Genomic DNA, 20,198 nt, shown 5'->3' with positions numbered 1-20,198 from the left:
TACAAATATTCATAAAATAAAGTTCTTCAAATAATAATAGTCAGCGTTTTAAAGATTCTTAATTTGAAGGCATCATTTATGAATTCAGAATCATGTCAGCTCCTTTTTCCGCAATCATATATATAGGAGCATTGGTATTGCCTGAAACAATAGTGGGCATAATGGACCCATCAATTACTCTTAGGTTTTCAATGCCATGTACCCTCAGGCTTTGGTCTACCACGGCCATTTCATCCGAACCCATTTTACAAGTTCCCACAGGATGGTAAACGGTTTCTACCTGTTTTAAAATGTGCGTCATAAAAGCATCGTCAGAACTATAGTCTGGTGGCGTTAAGTGGGCTTTCATATGTTTTGAAAGAGCACTTGAATGCAGTATTTCAAAGGCTTTTTTTCCTGCATTCAGCAACAGCATTCTGTCTTCTTCAGCTTCTAGGAAATTTGGCTGAATGATAGCCTTTACGCTGGCGTTTTTACTTGCTAGGCTAACTTCGCCACGACTTTTAGGTCTTAAAAGGGTTGGCAAAATGGTGAAACCGTCTTTTAGAGGAAGCGATTTATGATCATAAAGATCAACCGTGTAATCATTTCCTATGTTTATAGCCGCAAAATGCAGTTGATAATCTACCCTATCTGGACTCGCGGAGGTGCTGCCAAAGGCCACCGATTCTAAAGGTCCTATGGTTAATGCTCCTTTTTTGGTAAATAAATATTGAATAAAATCTTTGGTTTGGTTAAGGAGGCTTAAATGATGGTTTTGTCCTTGCTGGCTTGTGGCTAGTCCGCTTACGCCATAAAATAAATGGTCTTGGAGGTTTTTTCCTACGCCGTTTAGTTCTTTAAAACATGTAATTCCCTGAGATTTTAGCTGCTCCTTTTCGCCTATGCCTGAGAGCATGAGTAGCTGTGGTGAGGCAAAAGAACCCGCAGAAAGGATGACTTCTTTAGTGGCATAGAATTCTTGAATGCTGCTTTTGCCCGTTTGAACAGAAATGCCAATAGCTTTATCATTTTCGATAATGATTTTCTGAGTAAGTGCCTTGGTCAGTATGGTGAGGTTTTTTCTTTTCATGGCGGGCTTTAAAAAAGCCCCAACGGCACTGTGCCTCTTGCCGTTTTTTATGTTGAATTGGAAATCTCCTACACCTTCCTGAGAGGCTCCGTTATAGTCATTATTATGTTTGAAACCTTGTTCTATGGCGGAAGCTATGAAGGCGTCGGAAAATGGCGTGGTAAAACTTTTATTGAAACCTACGTTTAGTTCTCCTTTTTGACCGTGAAATTCGTTTGTGATATCTTCGTTATGTTCAGACTTCTTGAAAAATGGCAACACCTCTTCATATGACCAACCATGGTTACCCATTTTCGCCCAGTCGTTATAATCTTCTTTGTTGCCACGCACGTATGCCATGGCGTTGGTGGAACTACATCCGCCCAACACTTTACCTCTTGGTAAATATATTTCTCTATTTATTATATGTTTTTGGCGTGTTGTCCAATACCCTCCATCTACATGAGTTTTGTGGAGTTTTACGTAACCTGCTGGAATGTGAATCTCTAATTTACTGTCTGGACCTCCCGCTTCTACAAGCAAAACATTATTTCTAGGATCTTCTGACAGTCTATTGGCTAAAACGCAGCCTGCACTGCCAGCACCAACGATGATGTAATCGTATTTCATTATAAGGGTTGATATCTTTATTAAAGATGAAATCTTTCCCTTAATTTAACTATTATTTTTGATGATATCCCATATTAACTCTGACTCAAATCCCTTTTGCATAGCGTATTTAGCTACTTTTTGATTTCTCGAGAATAGATTCGTTTCTAGTCTCAGGCTATGCATTTTTTTGTGAATGAGGGCCTGCAGCACTAAATAGTATTCTTCATCGTCTATTTCTAGCATGCCTTTTTGAATACAATAAGTAGAGAGGTTCCTTTTTTTTAGTTCTTGTTGGATTTTTAGTCGTCCCCATTTCTTTACACGGAATTTGCTGCCCGAAAAAATTTTGGAAAAGCGTTCCTCGTTTAGATAGTTTTCTTGGATAAGCTCCGCAATAATTCCCTCCGCTTCGTCTCCGAAAGCGTACCATTCTTTAAGTTTTTGTCTTACTTCTTCTTGTGTTCTTTCTTGATAAGCACAATAGTTGCAAGCTTTTAGAAATATGCTTCTATCCATTAAAATTGTTCATATGCCGTTTTTTGACCTGCAAAATACCATTTATCAATAAAAACATCTTCTACTACCAATCAATCTTACTTTTGTATCTCTATTTTTGACATTATTACAACTTTAGAATTTGAAATATGCTTCAATTCCTTAAATATGTGCTGGCCACTATAGTTGGTCTTTTTATGTTTTTTGTTCTTTCTCTATTCCTTTTGGTAGGAATAGGGGCTATGTTTTCTGGTTCAGATTCGGTGGTATCGGTGAGCGAGAACTCTGTTTTAGAAATAAACCTGAATCAGATTATTGTAGAAGATGCGGCTACCGAAGACCCATTGGCAATGATTTTTGACGATGGCCCAGGTAAAGTGGGCTTAATAGCGTTGAAGGCCGCTATTAATAATGCAAAATTGGACCCCAATATTAAAGGTATTTATTTGGCCTCTGAGTACCCTCAGGCTAGTTTTAGTACGCTAGAAGAATTAAGAAATGTACTTGAAGATTTTAAATCTTCCGATAAGTTTATCTATGCTTACGGCGAGGTGATGTCTGAGCAGGCGATTTATATTAACTCAGTGGCAGACAGAATTTTCTTAAATACGGCTGGTGGATTAGAGTTCAACGGACTTTTTGCTGAAGTCACTTTTCTTAAAGGTCTTTTTGATAAAATTGGTGTGGAGCCCTTAATATTTAAGGTAGGAGACTATAAAAGTGCGGTGGAGCCTTTTATCAGAACCAACATGTCTGATGCGAACCGTGAGCAGGTCACTTCCTATATCAATTCTATTTCAGACCATGTTTATCATCAAGTAGCGGTATCTAGAGGTTTAACAGATGATGAAATTAGAAGCTTATTGAATGATGCGGTAAGTTCTCCTAAAGAAGCTTTAGAAAGAAAGCTCATTACAGATATCGTATATTTTGACGAGTTTGAGGCAGTTTTACGAGAAAAGCTAGCATTAAAAGAGGATGATGAGATTAACTTCATTTCTGCTGAGAAATATGGTAAGGCAAAGAAGATGATTAAGTCGGGCGACAGGAATAATAGAATAGCGGTTATTATAGGGCAGGGAGATATTGTTTCTGGAAAAGGAGAAGGAGATGTTATAGCTTCAGAATCTTGGATAGAGGAGCTAAGAAAGGCCGTAAAAGATGATAAAATAAAAGCCATAGTGCTAAGAATCAATTCAGGCGGAGGTTCTGCCTTGGCATCAGATGTGATGTGGAGAGAGATTCAAGTAGCAAAAAAAACTAAGCCAGTTTATGCCAGCATGGGAGATTACGCGGCATCTGGCGGGTATTATATGGCGATGGGTTGTGATACCATTTTTGCGAATCCTACGACTGTAACAGGCTCTATTGGTATTTTTGGAATGTTATTTAATGCAGAGAATCTTTTAAATAATAAACTGGGTATCACTTTTGACGGCGTTGAGTCTCATGAACATTCAGACTTTCCTTCAGTGGTAGGCGAAATGTCTGAGGTGGAAAAAATGATGATTCAAAAGAATGTAAATGATGGTTATGAAGAATTTACCTCTAAGGCTGCCCAGGGTAGAAAAATGGATATTGATAAACTAAAGGCCATAGCGGGAGGAAGAGTTTGGACTGGACTTCAGGCTAAGGAAAATGGTTTGGTAGATGTTATCGGCTCCTTAGAGGATGCCATACAGTTGGCGGCAAAAAATCAAGGCATCGAAGATGATTTTCAGGTGAGATATTATCCTAAGGCTAAAAGTGATATAGAGGTCATTATGGAGAAAATATCCGATCAAAGCTCGATTAAATTAGACCAGAGGTTGGGTCTTCTGGCTCCTTATTTAAAAGAGCTAAATCTCATTCAGAAAATGGATAAGATTCAGGCCAGAATGGCTTTTGATATTAAAATAAAGTAATGGCAAAGTCATTTATTTGAGTAATATGGCTGGGTCAAGTAATTGGTTTTTTACCGCATAAATTACTAATCCAGCCGTATTTCTAGCTCCCGTTTTTTCGAGTAGGTTGTTTCTGTGCCCTTCCACCGTTCTTACACTTAAAAAGAGTTCGTCTGCTATTTCCTGACCCGTCTTCTGATGACAAATAAGGCTTAAAACCTCAATTTCTCTTGGTGATAGAATGGAAGGGGAGTCGTTCTGAATAAACATTTTAGACTTCTTGCCATTGATTCTTTTGGCAATAGCAGAAAGTAAAGCTTCATTAAAGTAAAGGTCTTTTATGAGTACCGTTCTTATGCCTTCTATAACTTCTTGCGGTTCAGAATTTTTCAGTAAATAGCCGGAAATGCCCATCTCCATCAAATGGCTTATAAATCTATCTTCACTATAGACAGAAAGAATCAAAACCTTGATTTGAGGATATTTTTTATGAAGCACCTTCATGGTTTCTACCCCATTTAAGACGGGCATAGAAAGGTCTAGTAAAACAACTTCCGGGTTTTCTTGGTCGCTTTCTAAATAATCTAAAAGCTCCTGACCATTTCCGGCTTCTAAAACAAATTTTAAATCCTTCTCATTTTCCAGAATGGATCGCATGCCTTTTCGGAAAAGTACTTGGTCGTCTACAATCGCTATTTTAATAAGACTCATTTTACTTTGGAATTTGCATTTCAAATTTAAAGCCTTTTTCAGGAGCTGTTTCAAATTTTGCTTCTCCACCAAGGGATTTTGCCCTGGCGGTTATGTTTTTTAGACCTAAACTTTTTGCTTTTAGGGCCTTATTAAGCTCAAATCCGATGCCATTATCTTGATAAAACATGTCAAGCGTATTGTCTTTTTCAATAAGTGTGAGGCCTATTGTATCTGCCTGGGCATATTTTATCGAATTATTAATGAGCTCTTGGGCTATCCTATAAATCATAAGCTCTTTACGATGCATGCCTTTTGATAAATTCTCAATTTGATACTCGATGTTAATGTCTGATGCGGTAGTATGGTCTTCGATGAGATTTTCGAGGGCAAACTCAAGTCCAAATTCTTCCAAGCCAATAGGTAGGAGGTCATTTGAAATCCTCCTTACATTATCAATAGTGGTGTCGATGAGAGCTTTTAGGTTGTTTTCTGCATTAGATCCAATGTTTCCAGATATCAATCGCATAGCAGAAAGTGAAGAGCCAATTTCATCGTGAAGCTCTCTGGCTACTCTTTGCCTTTCAATTTCGGTAGCTTCTAGTGTTCCCAAATACATCTCTTTTTGGTGTTCTAGCTCTGTGTTTCTTAGTTCTAAGTCTTTTTCTAGAATTCTTCTTTTATAAGTGATAATGAATGTAACAATAGCCCCAGAAAGAAGTAAGAATGCTAGAGTGCCGCCAATGAGAAGAATGTATAAATCTATTGACGAGTTATTTTCCATAAGCCAATAATAATTAAAGTATGTAAAACGCCTAAAAGGAAGGCGTGCATAGCCCAAGCAGCCATGTTGAGCTCATAGCTCTGTGATTTTATAACATTGCTTAAAACAAAAAGTACGAAGCTTCCAGAAAAGTAAATAAAAAAGGCCGTGTTGAGCCAGAAGTCACTATTCTGTGTAGGGTTTTTTGTTTCTAGTTCAACCAACATCTTATAATAAAGAACGAGTGAAAGAGCCATAATTATTAAACATTCTAAAGGGCGTACATAGGAATTGTAGACATAAAGTCCTTGCACAAAGAAAGCATTAACCGTAGCCCAAGTAGAAAACAATGCAATGATACCTACCAATATCTTTTTGCCCATGAGTGGGACAAGCAGACGATAATAGAATAGACTCACCACCAGAAATTCTAGAAAAGTATAGAGATGCAGATAAGGCAAATTGTTTACTTTTCTACCATAAAGGACTCTTGAAAGGATCTCAAAAAAGACCGCTAGAGCAAGAAATAGAAGTATTTCAGGTTTAGTTTTCTTTATGGTTTTGAACTTTAAAATGCCAATAAATGCGGATACTCCGATCATTAATGGAATAAGCTCTAGAATCCATCTTAAGGTTTCATTGCTCATTGGCTATCGCGGTCTTTAAACATATAAGGGACTGTTGGTGTCACAGGTGGACGGGCAAGGGTGAGAGAAATCATTTACAGGTAGCGTGGTTCCTACCTCAATGTTATCTCCTAGTTTTTTGACTAATTCTTCGTCATGAATTTCTCCTACTAAATCAATGGCTTCAGCAGGAGAGTCTCCAATGGCATTTACCATCAATAAATGAGGTACATTTCCCTTTTCTGATTCTTCTGAGACACTCATGTAAAAACGAACATAATTGGCGTTTTTGGCTTGAGCAAATAAAGCAAGAAGGTCTTTTTTTGCCACTAGAAAAGCCCTAACATCTGAGGTGTCATACTTATCTTCTTCAGATAAATTTGTTTCATTTTGTTTTAGGTCTATCCAATTTTTACACCATTGCTGAGCTTCTTCCAAGGGTATGGCATAAGGGTCTATGCTACTAGAGTTCATAACTATTTTAATTTTAGAGTGATATGCTGATAGATTATTTTATGTGCTAGGCACATAAACAAAATTACCTTTTTTTCACTTCTAGCCTAGTTTTCTACCATGTTTGATTGAATAGACCATGTAAAATCTAGTTGAACTTTATCAATAAAAAAGGAATCTGACATGCTTATATATTGGGCGGTGCTGTAAGGTGTGTTTTTAGAATGGTTGGCTAGTGCGTGGCATGACATGCAATTGGTCTGAACGCCAAACTTAAAGTTTGGGTCAAGGCGATTCTTAAATGTAAAAACGGTACTGTCGAAAGCGGCTTCTAAATAGGGATTGAAACCAATTACGGGTATAACGCCGGAGTTAGTGCCGCTATGTATTGGTTGGTTTGGCATAACCATGGCATAGGATAACGTCATGGCATAATGAGCGGCTTCGTTTTTAAGGGTGTTTGGCATTTTACTGGCAATTCTTCTTGAACTTGGTAAGGGCGGATTGCTAGGGTCTGCTGTCCACCAAAAGCTTTGCCATGTCCAATTGCTTATTTCTTTTGTGCCGACATGCATGGCTACCAAAAGAGCCAAGTCGCCTATCTGAGCTTTTGAATCTATGGTTTTAATATAAGATAAGCTGTTTTTGTCTACTTCAAAGTAAATGAAGTCTTTAAGGTTGTAGGTGGTTTTAGAAGTAGGATTTAGGCTGTCGTTTGAGATAGAACCGTCTCCTTGGCCATTGTTGGTGATGTCCACAAAAACATAGGAATTCCAGTCTTTTTCGCCATAGGATTTTGGGTTAGAGGGTATTCCCGGCCATACAGGGATGGCTGAAATGGCATTTGACTTACTGATAACTTTATACGTGGGTTTACAGGTAATGGCATTGTTTGGGAACTCTGGAATTTTACCAATGGCGTTCTTTTTCTTGTAAGATTCTATGACACTCTTTTTGAAAACTTGGTTTTCAATCGCAAACCTACTGGCTGTTGGGCTATAGGCCACCGTTTCAAATACTTCAGTTACTTGTGGTAAACCAGCATGGGCAAATTGTGTGGGTCTTCTTAAAGGAGTTCTTAGGTGTTTCTCTTTGGTTAGCCCTGTTTTCATTCTTTCTACTAATGCACTGGGACTTTCCCAGGTTTCAAACACCCTTAAATATTGACCTGAAGAGTCTTGTTGTGTGGTTTGGGGGGTGATGGAGGCCCACACACCCCAAGCGTGTTTAATGATTTCATCTTGATTGCCGGTATTAAGCCAGTTGTAAATTACGGTTGAATCTTCTGGGAAATTGAACCCAGGGATTTCTGGGTCAATTGGATCGGTAGGTTGAATAAAGTTGTGGGATTCAGAGTTGTTTCTGTTACCGGATTGGCATTGACTAAAAAGTAATCCTAGGAGGACTAAAATTTGTAAATTATGGTAAACTTTCATGGCTATAAATTGATCTCGAAAGCAAAATTAGAGCCTAGCCATCTCTTTATTATGAGTAAAATTACCTGTTTTAGAAATCGAGTAAAATTGCGAAGAACAGCTTAGTCTATAGACCTGATTAAGAAAACGGGTAGAACTGCTCATGTTTACATTGATATCATATAAGACCTTTGAGGCATCCTTTTCTATAAGAAGAGATTTTGGTAACTGGTCATAGGGGTATGCTTAAGTTACAATGAAGGCTTCCGTATTATCATGCGGAGCCTTTTATTGGTCTTCAAAGGAGAAAAAGTGCCTTATCAAGTTGGATAGCCTGCTTCAAACGGGAATTAAGGTCTTTAGTAACATTTTTAAACTTTAATAAAAACTTTGTGGTCATACATCCACTTAAGAATTAACCATTCCATTAGAAGGATGACACTGCCAGATATCAATGTTTCGTATGAGGTTCCGAAAATTTGGGCATAGTTTTCTCCTAAATGAATCTGAAAACTATTATCAATAAATTCATTAATGGTATGTGCAAGTACGTAAGCTGCTAGGGAGTTCATCCCAATTATTTTTAACCAATTAAAAGGTGTTATAATGCCTTTTAGGTCTGCTAGCCAGTGAAAACCTGCAAGTATTAAGAAGCATGCTCCGCCACTAAAGAGTGTCCATGATGGTGTCCAGATTCTTTTAACTATTGGGTTTATTCCTATGAAATGGCAGATTAAACTGATTGTTATTAGTACTAAGCCTATTTTGACAAAATAAAAATGTTTGGAAGTTTGCTTGCTTAGTAGGACTTGGCCAGCCACCAAACCCAAAACCATAGTTCCGAGCGTAGGAATAAAACTTAAGGTTGAATAACCGCCCGAGTTAAATCGAAATAAAGATTCTCTTGGGAAAATATTCATAAACCATGTGTCAAATGCCCAAGCGAAATTGGCATTTTTGTTCCAGTGGCTGGAGAATCCATTGAAATTGTGAGGCCAATCTGCCGGAACTCCCGTGTGCTCAGGGTTGAGATGACTTTCAGGCATGTTATACAAGGCAAATGCTAACCAATAGAAAAAAAGGATGAGTCCTAGAGCTATCCATAAACTTTTTTGTTTTCTATTACCTAAGAGAAATAGGATGGGGTAGCCAAGGCCAATTTGTGAAAGTGTATCTTCAAATGTCCAATTCGTTATATCAGAATGCATGGACCTTAGAAAAACACCGAGTAAAACCAATATCAATGATCTCTTCAAGACATGCAGGTATAGGTTTTTCGAAGAATTACCTTTTTTAATTCTGGCTTGAACCGAAAAAGGTAGTGCCACACCCACTAAAAAAGTGAAGGATGGTTGAATCAAATCATGTAAAGAGCAACCGGCCCAAGAAACATGAGATTGGTTGAAGGCAAGAAACTTCCAAAATGTGCTTTCGGGTAGACTAGAAGCAATTTTGCTGATGTGCCAAACTTCCGCCATCATTAAAAACATAACTAGACCCCTATAAATGTCTACAGAAAGGATTCTTTTTGGTGCCAACATGTGTTTTCTCATTTAAGTGATTCGTGTGGAAAATTACTCAATCTTTTGAAGAATTCTTTATTCTCATTTACCATAAAAAATAACTACCTTTACGCTATGAATCGCAAGTCCACTTTGTGGGCTTTTTTGTAAAAGAAATATAATCTAAACTACAGAAAACAAACCTTTAGCAATATGTCTGACGGAGCAGAGAATAAGAAAGACTACGGAGCAAATAATATTCAAGTTTTAGAAGGATTGGAGGCTGTTAGGAAAAGGCCTGCCATGTATATTGGAGATGTAGGGTTTAAAGGCCTTCATCACTTGATATGGGAAGTGGTAGATAACTCTATAGATGAATCTATGGCGGGTTATTGTGATACAATTGATGTGACCATTGAAGAAAATAACTCCATTACAGTAAGAGATAACGGTCGTGGAATTCCTACAGGATTTCACGATAAAGAGCAGAAGTCTGCCTTGGAGGTAGTAATGACGGTACTTCATGCAGGAGGAAAATTTGATAAGGATACTTACAAAGTTTCTGGAGGATTGCACGGCGTAGGTGTTTCTTGTGTGAACGCCGTATCTAGCGACTTGAAAGTGGTGGTGTATAGAGATGGAAAGGTACACGAGCAGGAGTACAAAAAAGGTATTCCTCAGTATTCGGTTAGAGAGATTGGAACTACGGAAGAGCATGGAACTTTTGTTCAGTTTCTTCCAGATAGCAGTATTTTTGAAGTTTCAGAATACAAATATGAAACCGTAGCCAACCGTCTACGTGAATTATCTTTCCTAAACAAAGGACTGACCCTTAATCTAACAGATAAAAGGAGAATAGAAGAAGATGGAAGCATAGCTACAGAGAGTTTTCATTCAGAAGGTGGCCTTGCTGAGTTTGTTGAATACATGGATCAGTCGCGTGAGAGACTTATTCCAGCACCTATGTTTATGGAAGGTGAGCGTGATGGTGTACCTGTGGAGGTAGCCATGATTTATAATAGCTCTTATTCGGAAAATGTAGCCTCTTTTGTAAATAACATCAACACCCATGAGGGTGGAACCCACGTTTCGGGTTTCAGAATGGCTCTTACAAGAACACTTAAGGGCTATGCCGAGAAGTCTGGGATGTTGGCCAAAGAGAAAATAGAAATTGCTGGAGACGACTTTCGTGAAGGTTTAACAGCTGTTATTTCTGTAAAGGTTCAGGAGCCTCAATTTGAAGGTCAAACAAAGACTAAGTTGGGTAACTCGGAAGTAACTTCTGCGGTGAGTGGATGTGTACAGGAAATGCTTCAAAACTACTTAGAGGAAAATCCAAAAGAAGCCAAAACCATCGTTGATAAGGTGATTATAGCCGCTAAGGCTAGGATTGCGGCCAAGAAAGCCAGAGAAATGGTTCAGCGTAAGAATGTTTTGACAGGAAGCGGGCTTCCTGGAAAACTGGCTGACTGTGCCAATTCAGACCCAGCGGTTTGTGAGGTATACCTCGTGGAGGGAGACTCTGCAGGTGGTTCTGCAAAACAAGGTAGAGATAGAGCTTTTCAAGCAATTTTGCCTTTAAGAGGTAAGATTCTTAACGTAGAAAAAGCACAAGAATATAGAATCTACGAGAATGATGAAATTAAGAATATCATTACTGCCCTAGGAGTAAGAATGGGTAGAGATGGTGATGAAAGAGCTTTAGATATGGAGAAGCTCCGTTATCACAAAATCATCATTATGACCGATGCTGATATTGACGGAAGTCATATTAGAACCCTTATTTTAACTTTCTTCTATAGGTTTATGAGAGAGTTGATTGAGAAAGGTTATCTGTACATTGCTCAGCCGCCTTTCTATTTGGTTAAAAAAGGGAATAAGTCTGAGTATTGCTGGACAGAAGATCAGCGTCTGGCGGCCATAAAGAGATTGGCTGGAAATGGAAAAGAGGACTCTGTTGGCGTTCAGCGATATAAAGGTCTTGGAGAGATGAACCCTGAGCAGCTGTGGGAAACGACCATGAACCCAGAAGGTCGTACTTTAAAACAAGTGACTATTGAGTCGGCCTCTGAGGCAGATTTATTATTCTCAATGTTAATGGGAGATGAAGTAGCTCCAAGAAGAGAGTTCATTGAGAAGAATGCAAAATATGCCCACGTCGACGTTTAATATTGACTAAGCTTATTGTTATAATAAAAAGAACCGGCTTTTGCCGGTTCTTTTGTTTTTTAGTGTATTCTTAATATAGTTTTAATGGAAATTATAAAATCGGGATTCAAATTCGGAATTAGTTACTACGTTTAATTATTCTAAAAGAGAAGGTTTGAGACTATATTTCGTTTATTTTATCCTTTTAAAACACTAAATTTACTTCTAGAAATACAAACTAAAAACCTCAAAGAAATGACTGATTCTAAACCCTGGCTAAAAAATTATCCTAAAGGGATATCCACAGAAATAAATCCAGATGCTTATACCTCTTTAGTCGAATTAATAGAAGAGGGCTTTAAGAAATATGCAGGGAGAGCGGCATATTCCAATATGGGCAAGGAAGTTAGTTTTGCTGATATTGATAGATTGTCAGAAGACTTCGCAAGCTACCTACAAAGTATTGGCTTACAGAAAGGAGACAGGATAGCTATTCAAATGCCCAACTGTCTACAGTATCCCGTGGTTTTGTTTGGTGCTCTTAGGGCTGGCTTGGTCGTGGTTAATACTAATCCGCTTTATACGCCAAGAGAGATGAAGCATCAGTTCAAAGATTCGGGAGCAAAGGCCATCGTTATTGTAGCAAACTTTGCTCATAATTTAGAGAAAGTACTAGCCGATACGCAGATTGAACATGTCGTATTGACGGAGCTTGGAGACATGCTTGGCTTTCCTAAAAAGCAGCTGGTTAATTTTGTGGTGAAGACCATTAAAAAAATGGTACCTTCTTATTCATTACCCAATTCAGTTAAGTTTTCTACAGCTTTAGAAATAGGAGCTAAACTTAAATATGTTAAGCCAGATGTAAAAAGTTCTGAATTGGCTTTTATACAATATACCGGTGGAACTACAGGCGTCTCAAAAGGAGCCATGCTTTCTCACCGAAACTTGATAGCAAATTTGGAGGCCAACGATGCATGGCAAAGTGTGATCATGGAAGACATTACCGATGATAAGATAGTGGTGGTGGCAGCATTACCGCTTTATCATGTTTATGCTCTTACCGTGAATGCCTTAACAGCATTAAAGACGGGTGTTATGAATCTTTTAATTACTAACCCTAGAGATATGGCTGGTTTTATTAAAGATTTGAAAAAGAATCCACCTCATATTTTTACAGGATTAAATACCCTTTATAATGGTCTTTTAAACCATCCAGACATTGATGGTGTAGATTGGAGCAAGTTGAAAATTACTTCGGCGGGCGGCATGGCCTTGCAAAAGGCGGTAGCTAATGCGTGGAAAGAGAAAACTGGCTGCCTTCCGGTAGAGGGTTATGGATTATCAGAAACATCACCGGTGCTTACTTCAAATCCTATAAAAGGCGACAATAGGATAGGAACTATTGGTGTGCCTTGGCCCAGTACAGATATTAGAATAGTGGACGAAGATGGGAATTGGGTTAAACCTGGTGAGGCTGGAGAGATTTGTGCTTTTGGGCCGCAGGTGATGTCTGGATATTATAACAGAGAGGAAGAAACGGATAAGGTTTTTCTGACAGATCCAGAGGATGGTAGAAAATGGTTTAAAACAGGGGATATAGGTGTGATGAGTGAAGACGGCTACTTTAAAATAGTAGACCGAAAGAAAGACATGATTATAGTTTCTGGTTTTAATGTTTATCCTAATGAGGTTGAAGATGTTATAGTAGAGCATCCAGGTGTTTTAGAGCTGGCTTGTATTGGGGTGGCAGATGCCAAGTCCACAGAGGCGGTAAAAGTTTTTGTGGTCAAGAAAGACCCTAATCTTACTGAGGATCAAGTCAAGGCTTTTGCAAGAGAGAATTTAACGCCGTATAAATGCCCAAAATATGTGGAGTTTAGAGACGAGCTGCCCAAAACCAATGTAGGGAAAATTTTAAGGAGGGCTTTAAAAGAAGAGGAAATAGCAAAGTCCAAATTGGCTTAGAATAAAGTGTAAATACCCCACTGAAAAACTTCGGTGGGGTATTTTTTTGCGTACAGTTTATTAAAAAAGTTTATTGTTTTTATTTGAAACGGTAGCTAACGCCGTAGTTAATGCCTAGATATCTAGGTTTAAATGAGAAACTTTCTGTTTTCTCTACACCAGATGTTAAAGTTTGCTGAAGGCCAGAGCCTAATGAAATTTGCCAATCATCTCTCACCGAATAATTGAATTTCACGCCTGCCAATCCACTCAGATTTAATGGCTTATAGGCAGAGTTTCCTGCGGTAAGTTTACTGCCGCCTTCAGAAATATTATCGAAAACGTTATTAATGATAAAGTCGCCAGATACACCCGTAGTGAAAGATGCTTCTAGTTTTGAGGTCATAGGCAAATGATAGCCCACCTGTACTGGTATCATCAGAAACTTATAATCACTATCTATATCGCCACCAGAAGAGATAACAGTGTTGTCAAAAACACCTGCGTCTTGGCGAATGTAATTAGACTCTAAGAAGCTTTGTACACTTCCGGTATATTGGTTATAAGAATAAACGTTACTGGCCACTAAAGAGTTACCCGCTAAATATCTCACACCACTTTCCACAGACCAGTGCTTCTTTATTCTTTTGCCATAATTAACACTAAGGTTTATGGATCTTCCAGATTTTACGTTGTTATACGGCTGAGAAAGCGGTATGGTAAATGTTTCATTTTTAGAAAGCGGTCCACCCGTATCCCCTACACTGTTAAATTCAAAGGAAGAACGAGGTACGTCACTGGCAGAAACTAATGCGGCTCTCTCAAAGTTGTTAATCTTAAAGTTAGGGTCAAAAGGAGATATGCCTGAAAATAATCCGAACCATGAACGCTTTACGAAAGAGGCTTGATTGTCCGCCAAAAGATTGTCTGGCGTTTCAAAGGATAACTTTTTCCTCTTCATGGTAAACCTATTTCCGTAGTTATCAAACTCTTTTTTAATAAGGAGTTTTAAAGAAGAAATAGATTCATGGATAACGCTTGAAACCTTCTCTTCTTCATTAATCAATGTCTCTAAGATTGTTTTTGAAGAGGATGGGGACTTTGAGTCTAAAACCAAAGTAGCCTTTGATGATCCTAAATTATTCGATAATGTTTTACTGTAATAAGTAGGGCTAAATGCTTTCGAGCTTAAGGTTTTTGAATTCAGTGTTTCTTTAGAATTGTCTTCAGATCCATTATAAGAATCTCCTAGTAGTGCCTTACTCTCTAATAGCGACACATCGGCTTGAAATTTTTCTTTGGACGAGTCTCTGTCAAATGGATTATTAAGCAAAGAGAAACTTAAGGCCAAGAAGACCATCGCGGCAATTGCGGTGGAAGCGTATTTCTGAAACCAAATAACCAAAACTGGCTTTTCTTTATCGAGTTCTTTCTCAATATTAGCCCAGACGGAGGCGTCAGGTGTTTCTGATGCTGATAATAGCGTATGAACTAAAGAGGCTTCAGATATGGCTTCTTCGTCTAACTTTCCCTCAATATTTCTCCAAATATCAATCGGAGGGATTTCCTCGGCATCTTCAAATGCCTTTTTCCATTGATTTTCAAAAAAATTATTCATCACTTATATTTTTGCGGATAGTTTTCCAGCTTCTCTACTATTTTCTTTCGCAAGTTTTTCTTGCAATAAGGCCTTTGCTCTATAGTACTGAGACTTTGAGGTTCCCTCAGTCACTTCTAGCATAGTGGCAATTTCCTGATGTTTAAAGCCTTCTATGGCGTAGAGGTTAAAAATGGTTCTACAACCCTCTGGCAATTCCCCTATCATATTTAACAAATGCTGATAAGACAGATTTTCAAAGCCCAAGTTGCTATAATGTAGTTCTTCAACAATCATATAGTCGCCTTCTAGACTTTGTGTAAGCTTTTTGTCCTTTTTCAAGGCTTTGAGAGCGGTATTAACCACTATTTTTCTCATCCAAGCTTCTAACGGGCTATCAAATCTGAATGTATCTAAATATTTAAATATCTTAATAAAAGAATCTTGCAATACATCTTGAGCATTTTCCCTATCTCTCATATACCTCAAGGCCACAATAAACAGTTTACCTGAATACAGTTCATAGAGCTGTTTCTGGGCATTCCTGTCTTGTTTAAGGCAGTCCTGAATTATTTGAGTTTCATTGGGCATTCTATCTTAAAATTGCAATTATCAGTGATTCTCATCCTGATAATGAAACAATCTCTTAAGATAGGGTCATTAAGCAGGACTCAATAAAGTAAGTTAAGGTTGGAATTCTCTTGAAAAAATCCTTAAATAATCTGTTTTTAAATCAATATTTTGTATCTCTAAAAGATTTTTGGGAATAGAAGCTGAATTTAGCCCTTGCGAGACGATTAACTTTTTACTCTTAAAAACTCTTATTTCGTCGTAAAGGTTGTCTTTAATAAACATTTCATGGAGTTTTGGTCCACCTTCTACGATTAATGACATCACCTTTCTTTCATGAAGTTGTCCTAAAACGAAATCAAGAATATTCGAATTTACGTCAATCTTTATGAATTCCGTATTCCCATCCTTAAGAGAATAATTTTTATTAAGTACGTAGGTTACAACACTTTGGTCTAATACCTTAAAATTGTCGGTAGGTTTTATTTCTGGGAAAAGGATGACTCTAATGGGGTTTTTCCCTTCCCAGTGTCTAGTACTTAGGCTAGGGTTATCTTTAATAACGGTATTGCCGCCTACCATAATGGCATCTTCTGTAGCTCGCCATTTATGAGAATGGATTTGAGCAAACTCTCCACTAATGTTTACTGGATTGCCGTCTTTATCTGCTACGCAACCGTTGGCAGATTCTGCCCATTTTAGAATAATATAAGGTCGTGTTTTTAATTGAGAGGTGAAAAAACGTCTATTAAGAAATGCTCCATTTTCTACTAATAATCCTGTCGAGACCTCAATTCCCGCGTTTTTTAATTTTTGTATTCCGTTGCCATTAACTTTTTCATTAGGGTCGGTGTTACAAACAACTACTTTTTTTAGTCTTTCTTTAATAAGCAAGTCTGCACAGGGTGGTGTTTTACCAAAGTGTGAACAAGGCTCTAAACTCACATATGCTGTGGAAAAGGGAAGGAGGGATTTGTCCTGGACGTTGTTTATAGCATTGACCTCTGCGTGAGCCTCGCCATATTTCATATGCCAGCCTTCGCCAATAATTTTGTCTTCATGAACTATGACACAACCCACCATTGGATTAGGACTTACGTGACCGGCTCCAAGTTTGGCAAGTTCTAGAGCCCTTTCCATGAAATGTTTTTCCTTCATTCCGAAATATAAATTTTATTTCTGGAGATGGAAAACTATTAAAGGTTGCTTAGTTTTTGAAGCTCGTAAAAGGAACTTTCAAATTGTTTCTTTTGAAGTAAAATAGCTTCGCAAAAGGCTTTATTTCTAATTTCTGCGATTTCATAATCTTCTTTAGATATTTTTCCTGTATTTTTTTTAAGTTTCAACAAAGCCAAAGCTACTTTTTTGCCGAGATAGTTAACCCACCATTTCTTCCTAAGTTCATTCAGTAGGCTAGTGTTCCCTTCAGATTTATTATAGATGTAAGTATACGGAAGCACAAAAACATCTGCTTGTCCGAAGCCTGCAGTCATTTCTCTTAAACGCTGCCATGTAAGCCTATCTGGTATGATGAAATGTTGCGTATTGAGTTCGTTAGAGTAGTAAATTTTATAACCTAAAAGTCTAGAAACCAGGGTTAATTCAGAATCTCCACCACCAGATTGTTTTTTGCCAACCCTGTCTGTAAGATATGGTTTCCAGTTTTTTTGATCCAGTTTCTGGAAGATTTCTTTTCTCATGGTCATTCCCGCACCATATACTAATCCTGCACTGGTTACATCTCCAAACTTTAAGTCATAAAGCTTACCCGTGGCAAAAGATAGTTTGTGCCTTTCGTACCATTCTGGGACTGTGAAATCAAATTTACCAATAGAGGTAACGCCAAGAACACCTATGGCAGGGTCTTCAAACACTTGGGATAGATAGTTTATCCAATTTGTAGGAATAAGGTTGTCATCATCTACAAAAGAGATAATGTCATATTTTGATTCCTTTATACCTCGCAGTCTTGCATTTGAAAGCCCAGACTTAGATTCTTTAAATATTTTTAGGTTTGGGTTTTTCTCAAAATTCCAAGAGGACTCAGAGACCTTTGCGGTTTCATCGGTAGAATTATTGTCAATAAGTATTACCTCCCATTCGATTTCTGTTGGTTCTTGCTTTTGGACGTAGTCTAAAGTTTGCTCAATGATTTGAGCACTATTATAACAACAGATGATAAGGCTAATTCCTTTCATTAATTCTTTTAGGACGCTAAAAATGACATTAAACTACTAATGGCCGGACTTACCGCATAAGAAATTTTGGCAGGAAACGGTAGGAGTCCAATAAATCTTTTTTTATTCTCAATACTGCTTTTTCTTAGTTTTTGAACCCAGTAAAAGATAAGTTTTTGTTTTTCAAAAAAACTGAAATGTTGTTTTTCAAAAATATGATTGACTACCTTAAGACCTTCCGAAAATTGTAGCCCTTTAGACTCTGCTTCGAAAGAGACATTGTTTGAATGTCGTCTGAAAAAATTAAGTCTCTTGCTCGTTCTGTTTATTTCTGTGTTGGCCACTAAGTCTACCCAAAATAGCCAGTCTCCACAGTATTTGTACCCAATAACAGCCTTTAATGTTTCCCAAGGAACCAATGATTTTTTAAAGACACATGAGCTGGCATTATAAATTAAATTGCCCTTTATGAAATAGTCTTTAAGCAATGTAGAACCCTGAGCGTATAATTCATATTCATGTTCCGGCTCATGAAAGGTTTTTCCTTTCTCGTCTATCCAAGTGGAGGCCGAGAAAGAAACTCCAAGGCTTTTGTTCGCCTTGAACATTTTCATATGATGTTCAAGAAAGTTTAGTTCGGCTAGGTCGTCGCTTTCGGCTATCCAGATAAACTCACCAGAAGCAAGGACAAGACCCTTTTCCCACTGCTTAAATGTACTTCCCGAGTTTTCTTTATTGATTACAATGTGACTTAGTAATGGATGGTCTTCATAAGACTTAATTATCTCACAACTAATATCAGAGGAGCAGTCATCTAGGATAATCAGCTCAAAATCTTGAAAAGATTGATTTAAGATACTCTCAATTCTGTCTCTAAGGAAATCGGCGTGATTATAATTGGGTAATATGACACTTACTGATGGCATTTATCTCTGCAACGCTCTTATTATTTTTGTGCTATGTTGACAAGTTTGTTTATGGATATCAAACTTACGCAAAGGCTTTAATGGATTAACTATTGACATAGGAATTATTTAAAAGTATTGTAAAGAGCGTTTCGTATTTCTCCGCACTTTTCAATTTGATATTGGTCGGTAATTAATTTTTGAGACTGCGTTATTAATTTTTCGGCCAGTCCTTTTGTTTCTATGAGTTCTAATGTTTTCTGTACAAACTCATCTGCATCATGAGCCAGCATACAGTTTTTGCCATCTACCATAGGTAGGCCTTCCGCTCCAACCACGGTGCTAATAATAGGCATTTTCCATGAAATGGCCTCCAAGATTTTCATTCTCATACCACTCACTATTCTTAGAGGAACGATCATAATAGAACCTTTAAAACTATGGGATAAGTCTTCTACAAAGCCCAAAAAGAATACGTTCTTTTTAGTTTTATGAAGCTTTTTAAATTCATCAGACCATCTTGAAACTATTTGAAGTTTTAGATTTGGATGTTTGGTGATTATTCTTTCCCAGCAGTGCTCCAAGAACCAATTTACACCATCCAAATTAGGATAATGGTTTTCTGGTCCTAAGAAGACGATGTTCCCTTTAAAAGTAAATGGCGAATTAATGTCGGCCATTTTGAAATTTATAGGAAGGGTAGAAGTGAATAATAGTTCCTTTTTAACACCCGCTTCTTCAAGGTATCCTTTATCTGTTTCTGTTACAGATACTACCTTATCATAATGATTTAGTAGAGCTATTTCTAAATCTTTTGTGGCTGAAATATGCCAAAGGTCTGACAGCGTTTTATTTTCTAGGGTGTCGTATTCCATTTGCAACCTCTTAAATCTTAATTCGTGGTGAATGAAGATTTTTGGAAGGTTTTTTGGCAGTAAATGAACGATTCCGGCAAATTCTATAAATTCGACTTGGACTAAATCATAGTTTTCATAGGTTACTTCTTCCTTTACCAATGCTAGAAATCCTGGGAAGTAGAATTTGGATAAATCATTAATGGCCAAGTGGGTTTTAGGATAGAAATAATCTAAAACGGTACCTTTTATGAATTGATTTAGCCTTAAAATGGCTTTATAGGTTTTTAAAGATAAACTCTCACTGCCATTTTTTTTGGTAGTTAAGATTTTAACATTGGGCCATAAATCCTGGAGTTTTTCTTTGTTGACCTGAGCTACATTCGGACAGATGAAAGTTATTTCATGCTTATGTCTTAAATAATCAATCATGTTGAAAGTAGCAGCACCGCCGCCATTGTCAACAGGGTAAGGAAAAACAATAGAAATAATAGCAATCTTCATCTTTAT

Annotated in this window: 17 protein-coding genes; 3 read left to right on the top strand and 14 right to left on the bottom strand. The window is 37.6% G+C overall.

What is annotated here, in order from left to right:
- Positions 1–76: 76 nt before the first annotated feature.
- Together ACSBFT_RS15995 and ACSBFT_RS15990 are read right to left on the bottom strand one after the other, a co-directional pair.
- Positions 77–1,681 (bottom strand): GMC family oxidoreductase, encoded by a 1,605-nt coding sequence (locus ACSBFT_RS15995; protein ID WP_489601418.1) that lies wholly within the window; start codon positions 1,679–1,681, stop codon positions 77–79.
- A 45-nt stretch (positions 1,682–1,726) separates the two neighbouring features.
- On the bottom strand, positions 1,727–2,179 hold the full coding sequence (locus tag ACSBFT_RS15990; RefSeq protein ID WP_489601416.1) for a regulatory protein RecX: 453 nt from the start codon (positions 2,177–2,179) through the stop codon (positions 1,727–1,729).
- Positions 2,180–2,307: 128 nt separating this feature from the next.
- Here ACSBFT_RS15990 and sppA point away from each other — a divergent pair, with 128 nt between their 5' ends.
- On the top strand, positions 2,308–4,062 hold the full coding sequence (gene sppA / locus ACSBFT_RS15985; RefSeq protein ID WP_489601415.1) for a signal peptide peptidase SppA: 1,755 nt from the start codon (positions 2,308–2,310) through the stop codon (positions 4,060–4,062).
- A gap of 12 nt (positions 4,063–4,074) precedes the next feature.
- Here the strand turns inward: sppA and ACSBFT_RS15980 are convergent, their stop codons facing one another.
- From ACSBFT_RS15980 to ACSBFT_RS15955, 6 genes are all read right to left on the bottom strand, one after another.
- Positions 4,075–4,752, bottom strand: a complete 678-nt coding sequence (locus ACSBFT_RS15980; RefSeq protein ID WP_489601414.1) for a response regulator transcription factor — start codon at positions 4,750–4,752, stop codon at positions 4,075–4,077.
- 1 nt (position 4,753) lies between these two features.
- Positions 4,754–5,515, bottom strand: a complete 762-nt coding sequence (locus tag ACSBFT_RS15975; protein WP_489601412.1) for a sensor histidine kinase — start codon at positions 5,513–5,515, stop codon at positions 4,754–4,756.
- Positions 5,494–6,141 (bottom strand): hypothetical protein, encoded by a 648-nt coding sequence (locus ACSBFT_RS15970; protein ID WP_489601410.1) that lies wholly within the window; start codon positions 6,139–6,141, stop codon positions 5,494–5,496. The genes ACSBFT_RS15975 and ACSBFT_RS15970 overlap by 22 nt, the downstream gene beginning before the upstream one ends.
- 15 nt (positions 6,142–6,156) lie before the next feature.
- Entirely contained in the window at positions 6,157–6,594 is a 438-nt protein-coding gene (locus ACSBFT_RS15965; protein WP_489601409.1) for a hypothetical protein, read from the bottom strand.
- Between the two features lie 86 nt (positions 6,595–6,680).
- Positions 6,681–8,009 carry a hypothetical protein gene (locus ACSBFT_RS15960; RefSeq protein WP_489601407.1) on the bottom strand — a complete coding sequence of 443 codons (1,329 nt, stop codon included), beginning with the start codon at positions 8,007–8,009 and terminating at the stop codon, positions 6,681–6,683.
- Positions 8,010–8,359: 350 nt separating this feature from the next.
- A complete protein-coding gene (locus ACSBFT_RS15955) occupies positions 8,360–9,541 on the bottom strand; it encodes an acyltransferase family protein (RefSeq protein WP_489601405.1) in 1,182 nt (393 codons plus the stop codon).
- 162 nt (positions 9,542–9,703) lie between these two features.
- Here ACSBFT_RS15955 and gyrB point away from each other — a divergent pair, with 162 nt between their 5' ends.
- Both gyrB and ACSBFT_RS15945 read left to right on the top strand, forming a co-directional pair.
- A complete protein-coding gene (gyrB, locus tag ACSBFT_RS15950) occupies positions 9,704–11,659 on the top strand; it encodes a DNA topoisomerase (ATP-hydrolyzing) subunit B (RefSeq protein WP_463044711.1) in 1,956 nt (651 codons plus the stop codon).
- A gap of 234 nt (positions 11,660–11,893) precedes the next feature.
- Positions 11,894–13,606, top strand: a complete 1,713-nt coding sequence (locus ACSBFT_RS15945) for an AMP-binding protein (protein ID WP_489601403.1) — start codon at positions 11,894–11,896, stop codon at positions 13,604–13,606.
- A gap of 79 nt (positions 13,607–13,685) precedes the next feature.
- Here ACSBFT_RS15945 and ACSBFT_RS15940 read toward each other — a convergent pair whose 3' ends face one another.
- The 6 genes from ACSBFT_RS15940 to ACSBFT_RS15915 form a co-directional block, all read right to left on the bottom strand.
- Positions 13,686–15,203, bottom strand: a complete 1,518-nt coding sequence (locus ACSBFT_RS15940; RefSeq protein WP_489601402.1) for a hypothetical protein — start codon at positions 15,201–15,203, stop codon at positions 13,686–13,688.
- 3 nt (positions 15,204–15,206) lie between these two features.
- Entirely contained in the window at positions 15,207–15,773 is a 567-nt protein-coding gene (locus ACSBFT_RS15935) for an RNA polymerase sigma factor (RefSeq protein WP_463044714.1), read from the bottom strand.
- A 93-nt stretch (positions 15,774–15,866) separates the two neighbouring features.
- The gene (gene ribD, locus ACSBFT_RS15930) at positions 15,867–16,910 is read right to left on the bottom strand and encodes a bifunctional diaminohydroxyphosphoribosylaminopyrimidine deaminase/5-amino-6-(5-phosphoribosylamino)uracil reductase RibD (RefSeq protein ID WP_489601400.1); all 1,044 of its coding nucleotides are present in this window, start codon (positions 16,908–16,910) and stop codon (positions 15,867–15,869) included.
- A 38-nt stretch (positions 16,911–16,948) separates the two neighbouring features.
- Entirely contained in the window at positions 16,949–17,950 is a 1,002-nt protein-coding gene (locus ACSBFT_RS15925; RefSeq protein WP_463044716.1) for a glycosyltransferase, read from the bottom strand.
- An 8-nt stretch (positions 17,951–17,958) separates the two neighbouring features.
- Complete coding sequence (locus ACSBFT_RS15920; RefSeq protein ID WP_489601399.1) at positions 17,959–18,855, bottom strand: glycosyltransferase family 2 protein; 897 nt, start codon at positions 18,853–18,855, stop codon at positions 17,959–17,961.
- A 104-nt stretch (positions 18,856–18,959) separates the two neighbouring features.
- On the bottom strand, positions 18,960–20,192 hold the full coding sequence (locus ACSBFT_RS15915; protein ID WP_489601398.1) for a glycosyltransferase: 1,233 nt from the start codon (positions 20,190–20,192) through the stop codon (positions 18,960–18,962).
- Between the last annotated feature and the right edge of the window lie 6 nt (positions 20,193–20,198).

This window comes from Arcticibacterium sp. SM2516 (assembly GCF_057914865.1).
The sequence above is the reverse complement of the archived record's forward strand: the minus strand, read 5'-3'. Positions and strand labels throughout refer to the sequence as shown.

What these genes read in the sequence shown, in the direction of transcription:
- ACSBFT_RS15995 (WP_489601418.1), bottom strand. Translation starts at nt 1,681, where the DNA reads ATGAAATACGATTACATCATCGTTGGTGCTGGCAGTGCAGGCTGCGTT.
- ACSBFT_RS15990 (WP_489601416.1), bottom strand. Translation starts at nt 2,179, where the DNA reads ATGGATAGAAGCATATTTCTAAAAGCTTGCAACTATTGTGCTTATCAA.
- sppA (WP_489601415.1), top strand. Translation starts at nt 2,308, where the DNA reads ATGCTTCAATTCCTTAAATATGTGCTGGCCACTATAGTTGGTCTTTTT.
- ACSBFT_RS15980 (WP_489601414.1), bottom strand. Translation starts at nt 4,752, where the DNA reads ATGAGTCTTATTAAAATAGCGATTGTAGACGACCAAGTACTTTTCCGA.
- ACSBFT_RS15975 (WP_489601412.1), bottom strand. Translation starts at nt 5,515, where the DNA reads ATGGAAAATAACTCGTCAATAGATTTATACATTCTTCTCATTGGCGGC.
- ACSBFT_RS15970 (WP_489601410.1), bottom strand. Translation starts at nt 6,141, where the DNA reads ATGAGCAATGAAACCTTAAGATGGATTCTAGAGCTTATTCCATTAATG.
- ACSBFT_RS15965 (WP_489601409.1), bottom strand. Translation starts at nt 6,594, where the DNA reads ATGAACTCTAGTAGCATAGACCCTTATGCCATACCCTTGGAAGAAGCT.
- ACSBFT_RS15960 (WP_489601407.1), bottom strand. Translation starts at nt 8,009, where the DNA reads ATGAAAGTTTACCATAATTTACAAATTTTAGTCCTCCTAGGATTACTT.
- ACSBFT_RS15955 (WP_489601405.1), bottom strand. Translation starts at nt 9,541, where the DNA reads ATGAGAAAACACATGTTGGCACCAAAAAGAATCCTTTCTGTAGACATT.
- gyrB (WP_463044711.1), top strand. Translation starts at nt 9,704, where the DNA reads ATGTCTGACGGAGCAGAGAATAAGAAAGACTACGGAGCAAATAATATT.
- ACSBFT_RS15945 (WP_489601403.1), top strand. Translation starts at nt 11,894, where the DNA reads ATGACTGATTCTAAACCCTGGCTAAAAAATTATCCTAAAGGGATATCC.
- ACSBFT_RS15940 (WP_489601402.1), bottom strand. Translation starts at nt 15,203, where the DNA reads ATGAATAATTTTTTTGAAAATCAATGGAAAAAGGCATTTGAAGATGCC.
- ACSBFT_RS15935 (WP_463044714.1), bottom strand. Translation starts at nt 15,773, where the DNA reads ATGCCCAATGAAACTCAAATAATTCAGGACTGCCTTAAACAAGACAGG.
- ribD (WP_489601400.1), bottom strand. Translation starts at nt 16,910, where the DNA reads ATGAAGGAAAAACATTTCATGGAAAGGGCTCTAGAACTTGCCAAACTT.
- ACSBFT_RS15925 (WP_463044716.1), bottom strand. Translation starts at nt 17,950, where the DNA reads ATGAAAGGAATTAGCCTTATCATCTGTTGTTATAATAGTGCTCAAATC.
- ACSBFT_RS15920 (WP_489601399.1), bottom strand. Translation starts at nt 18,855, where the DNA reads ATGCCATCAGTAAGTGTCATATTACCCAATTATAATCACGCCGATTTC.
- ACSBFT_RS15915 (WP_489601398.1), bottom strand. Translation starts at nt 20,192, where the DNA reads ATGAAGATTGCTATTATTTCTATTGTTTTTCCTTACCCTGTTGACAAT.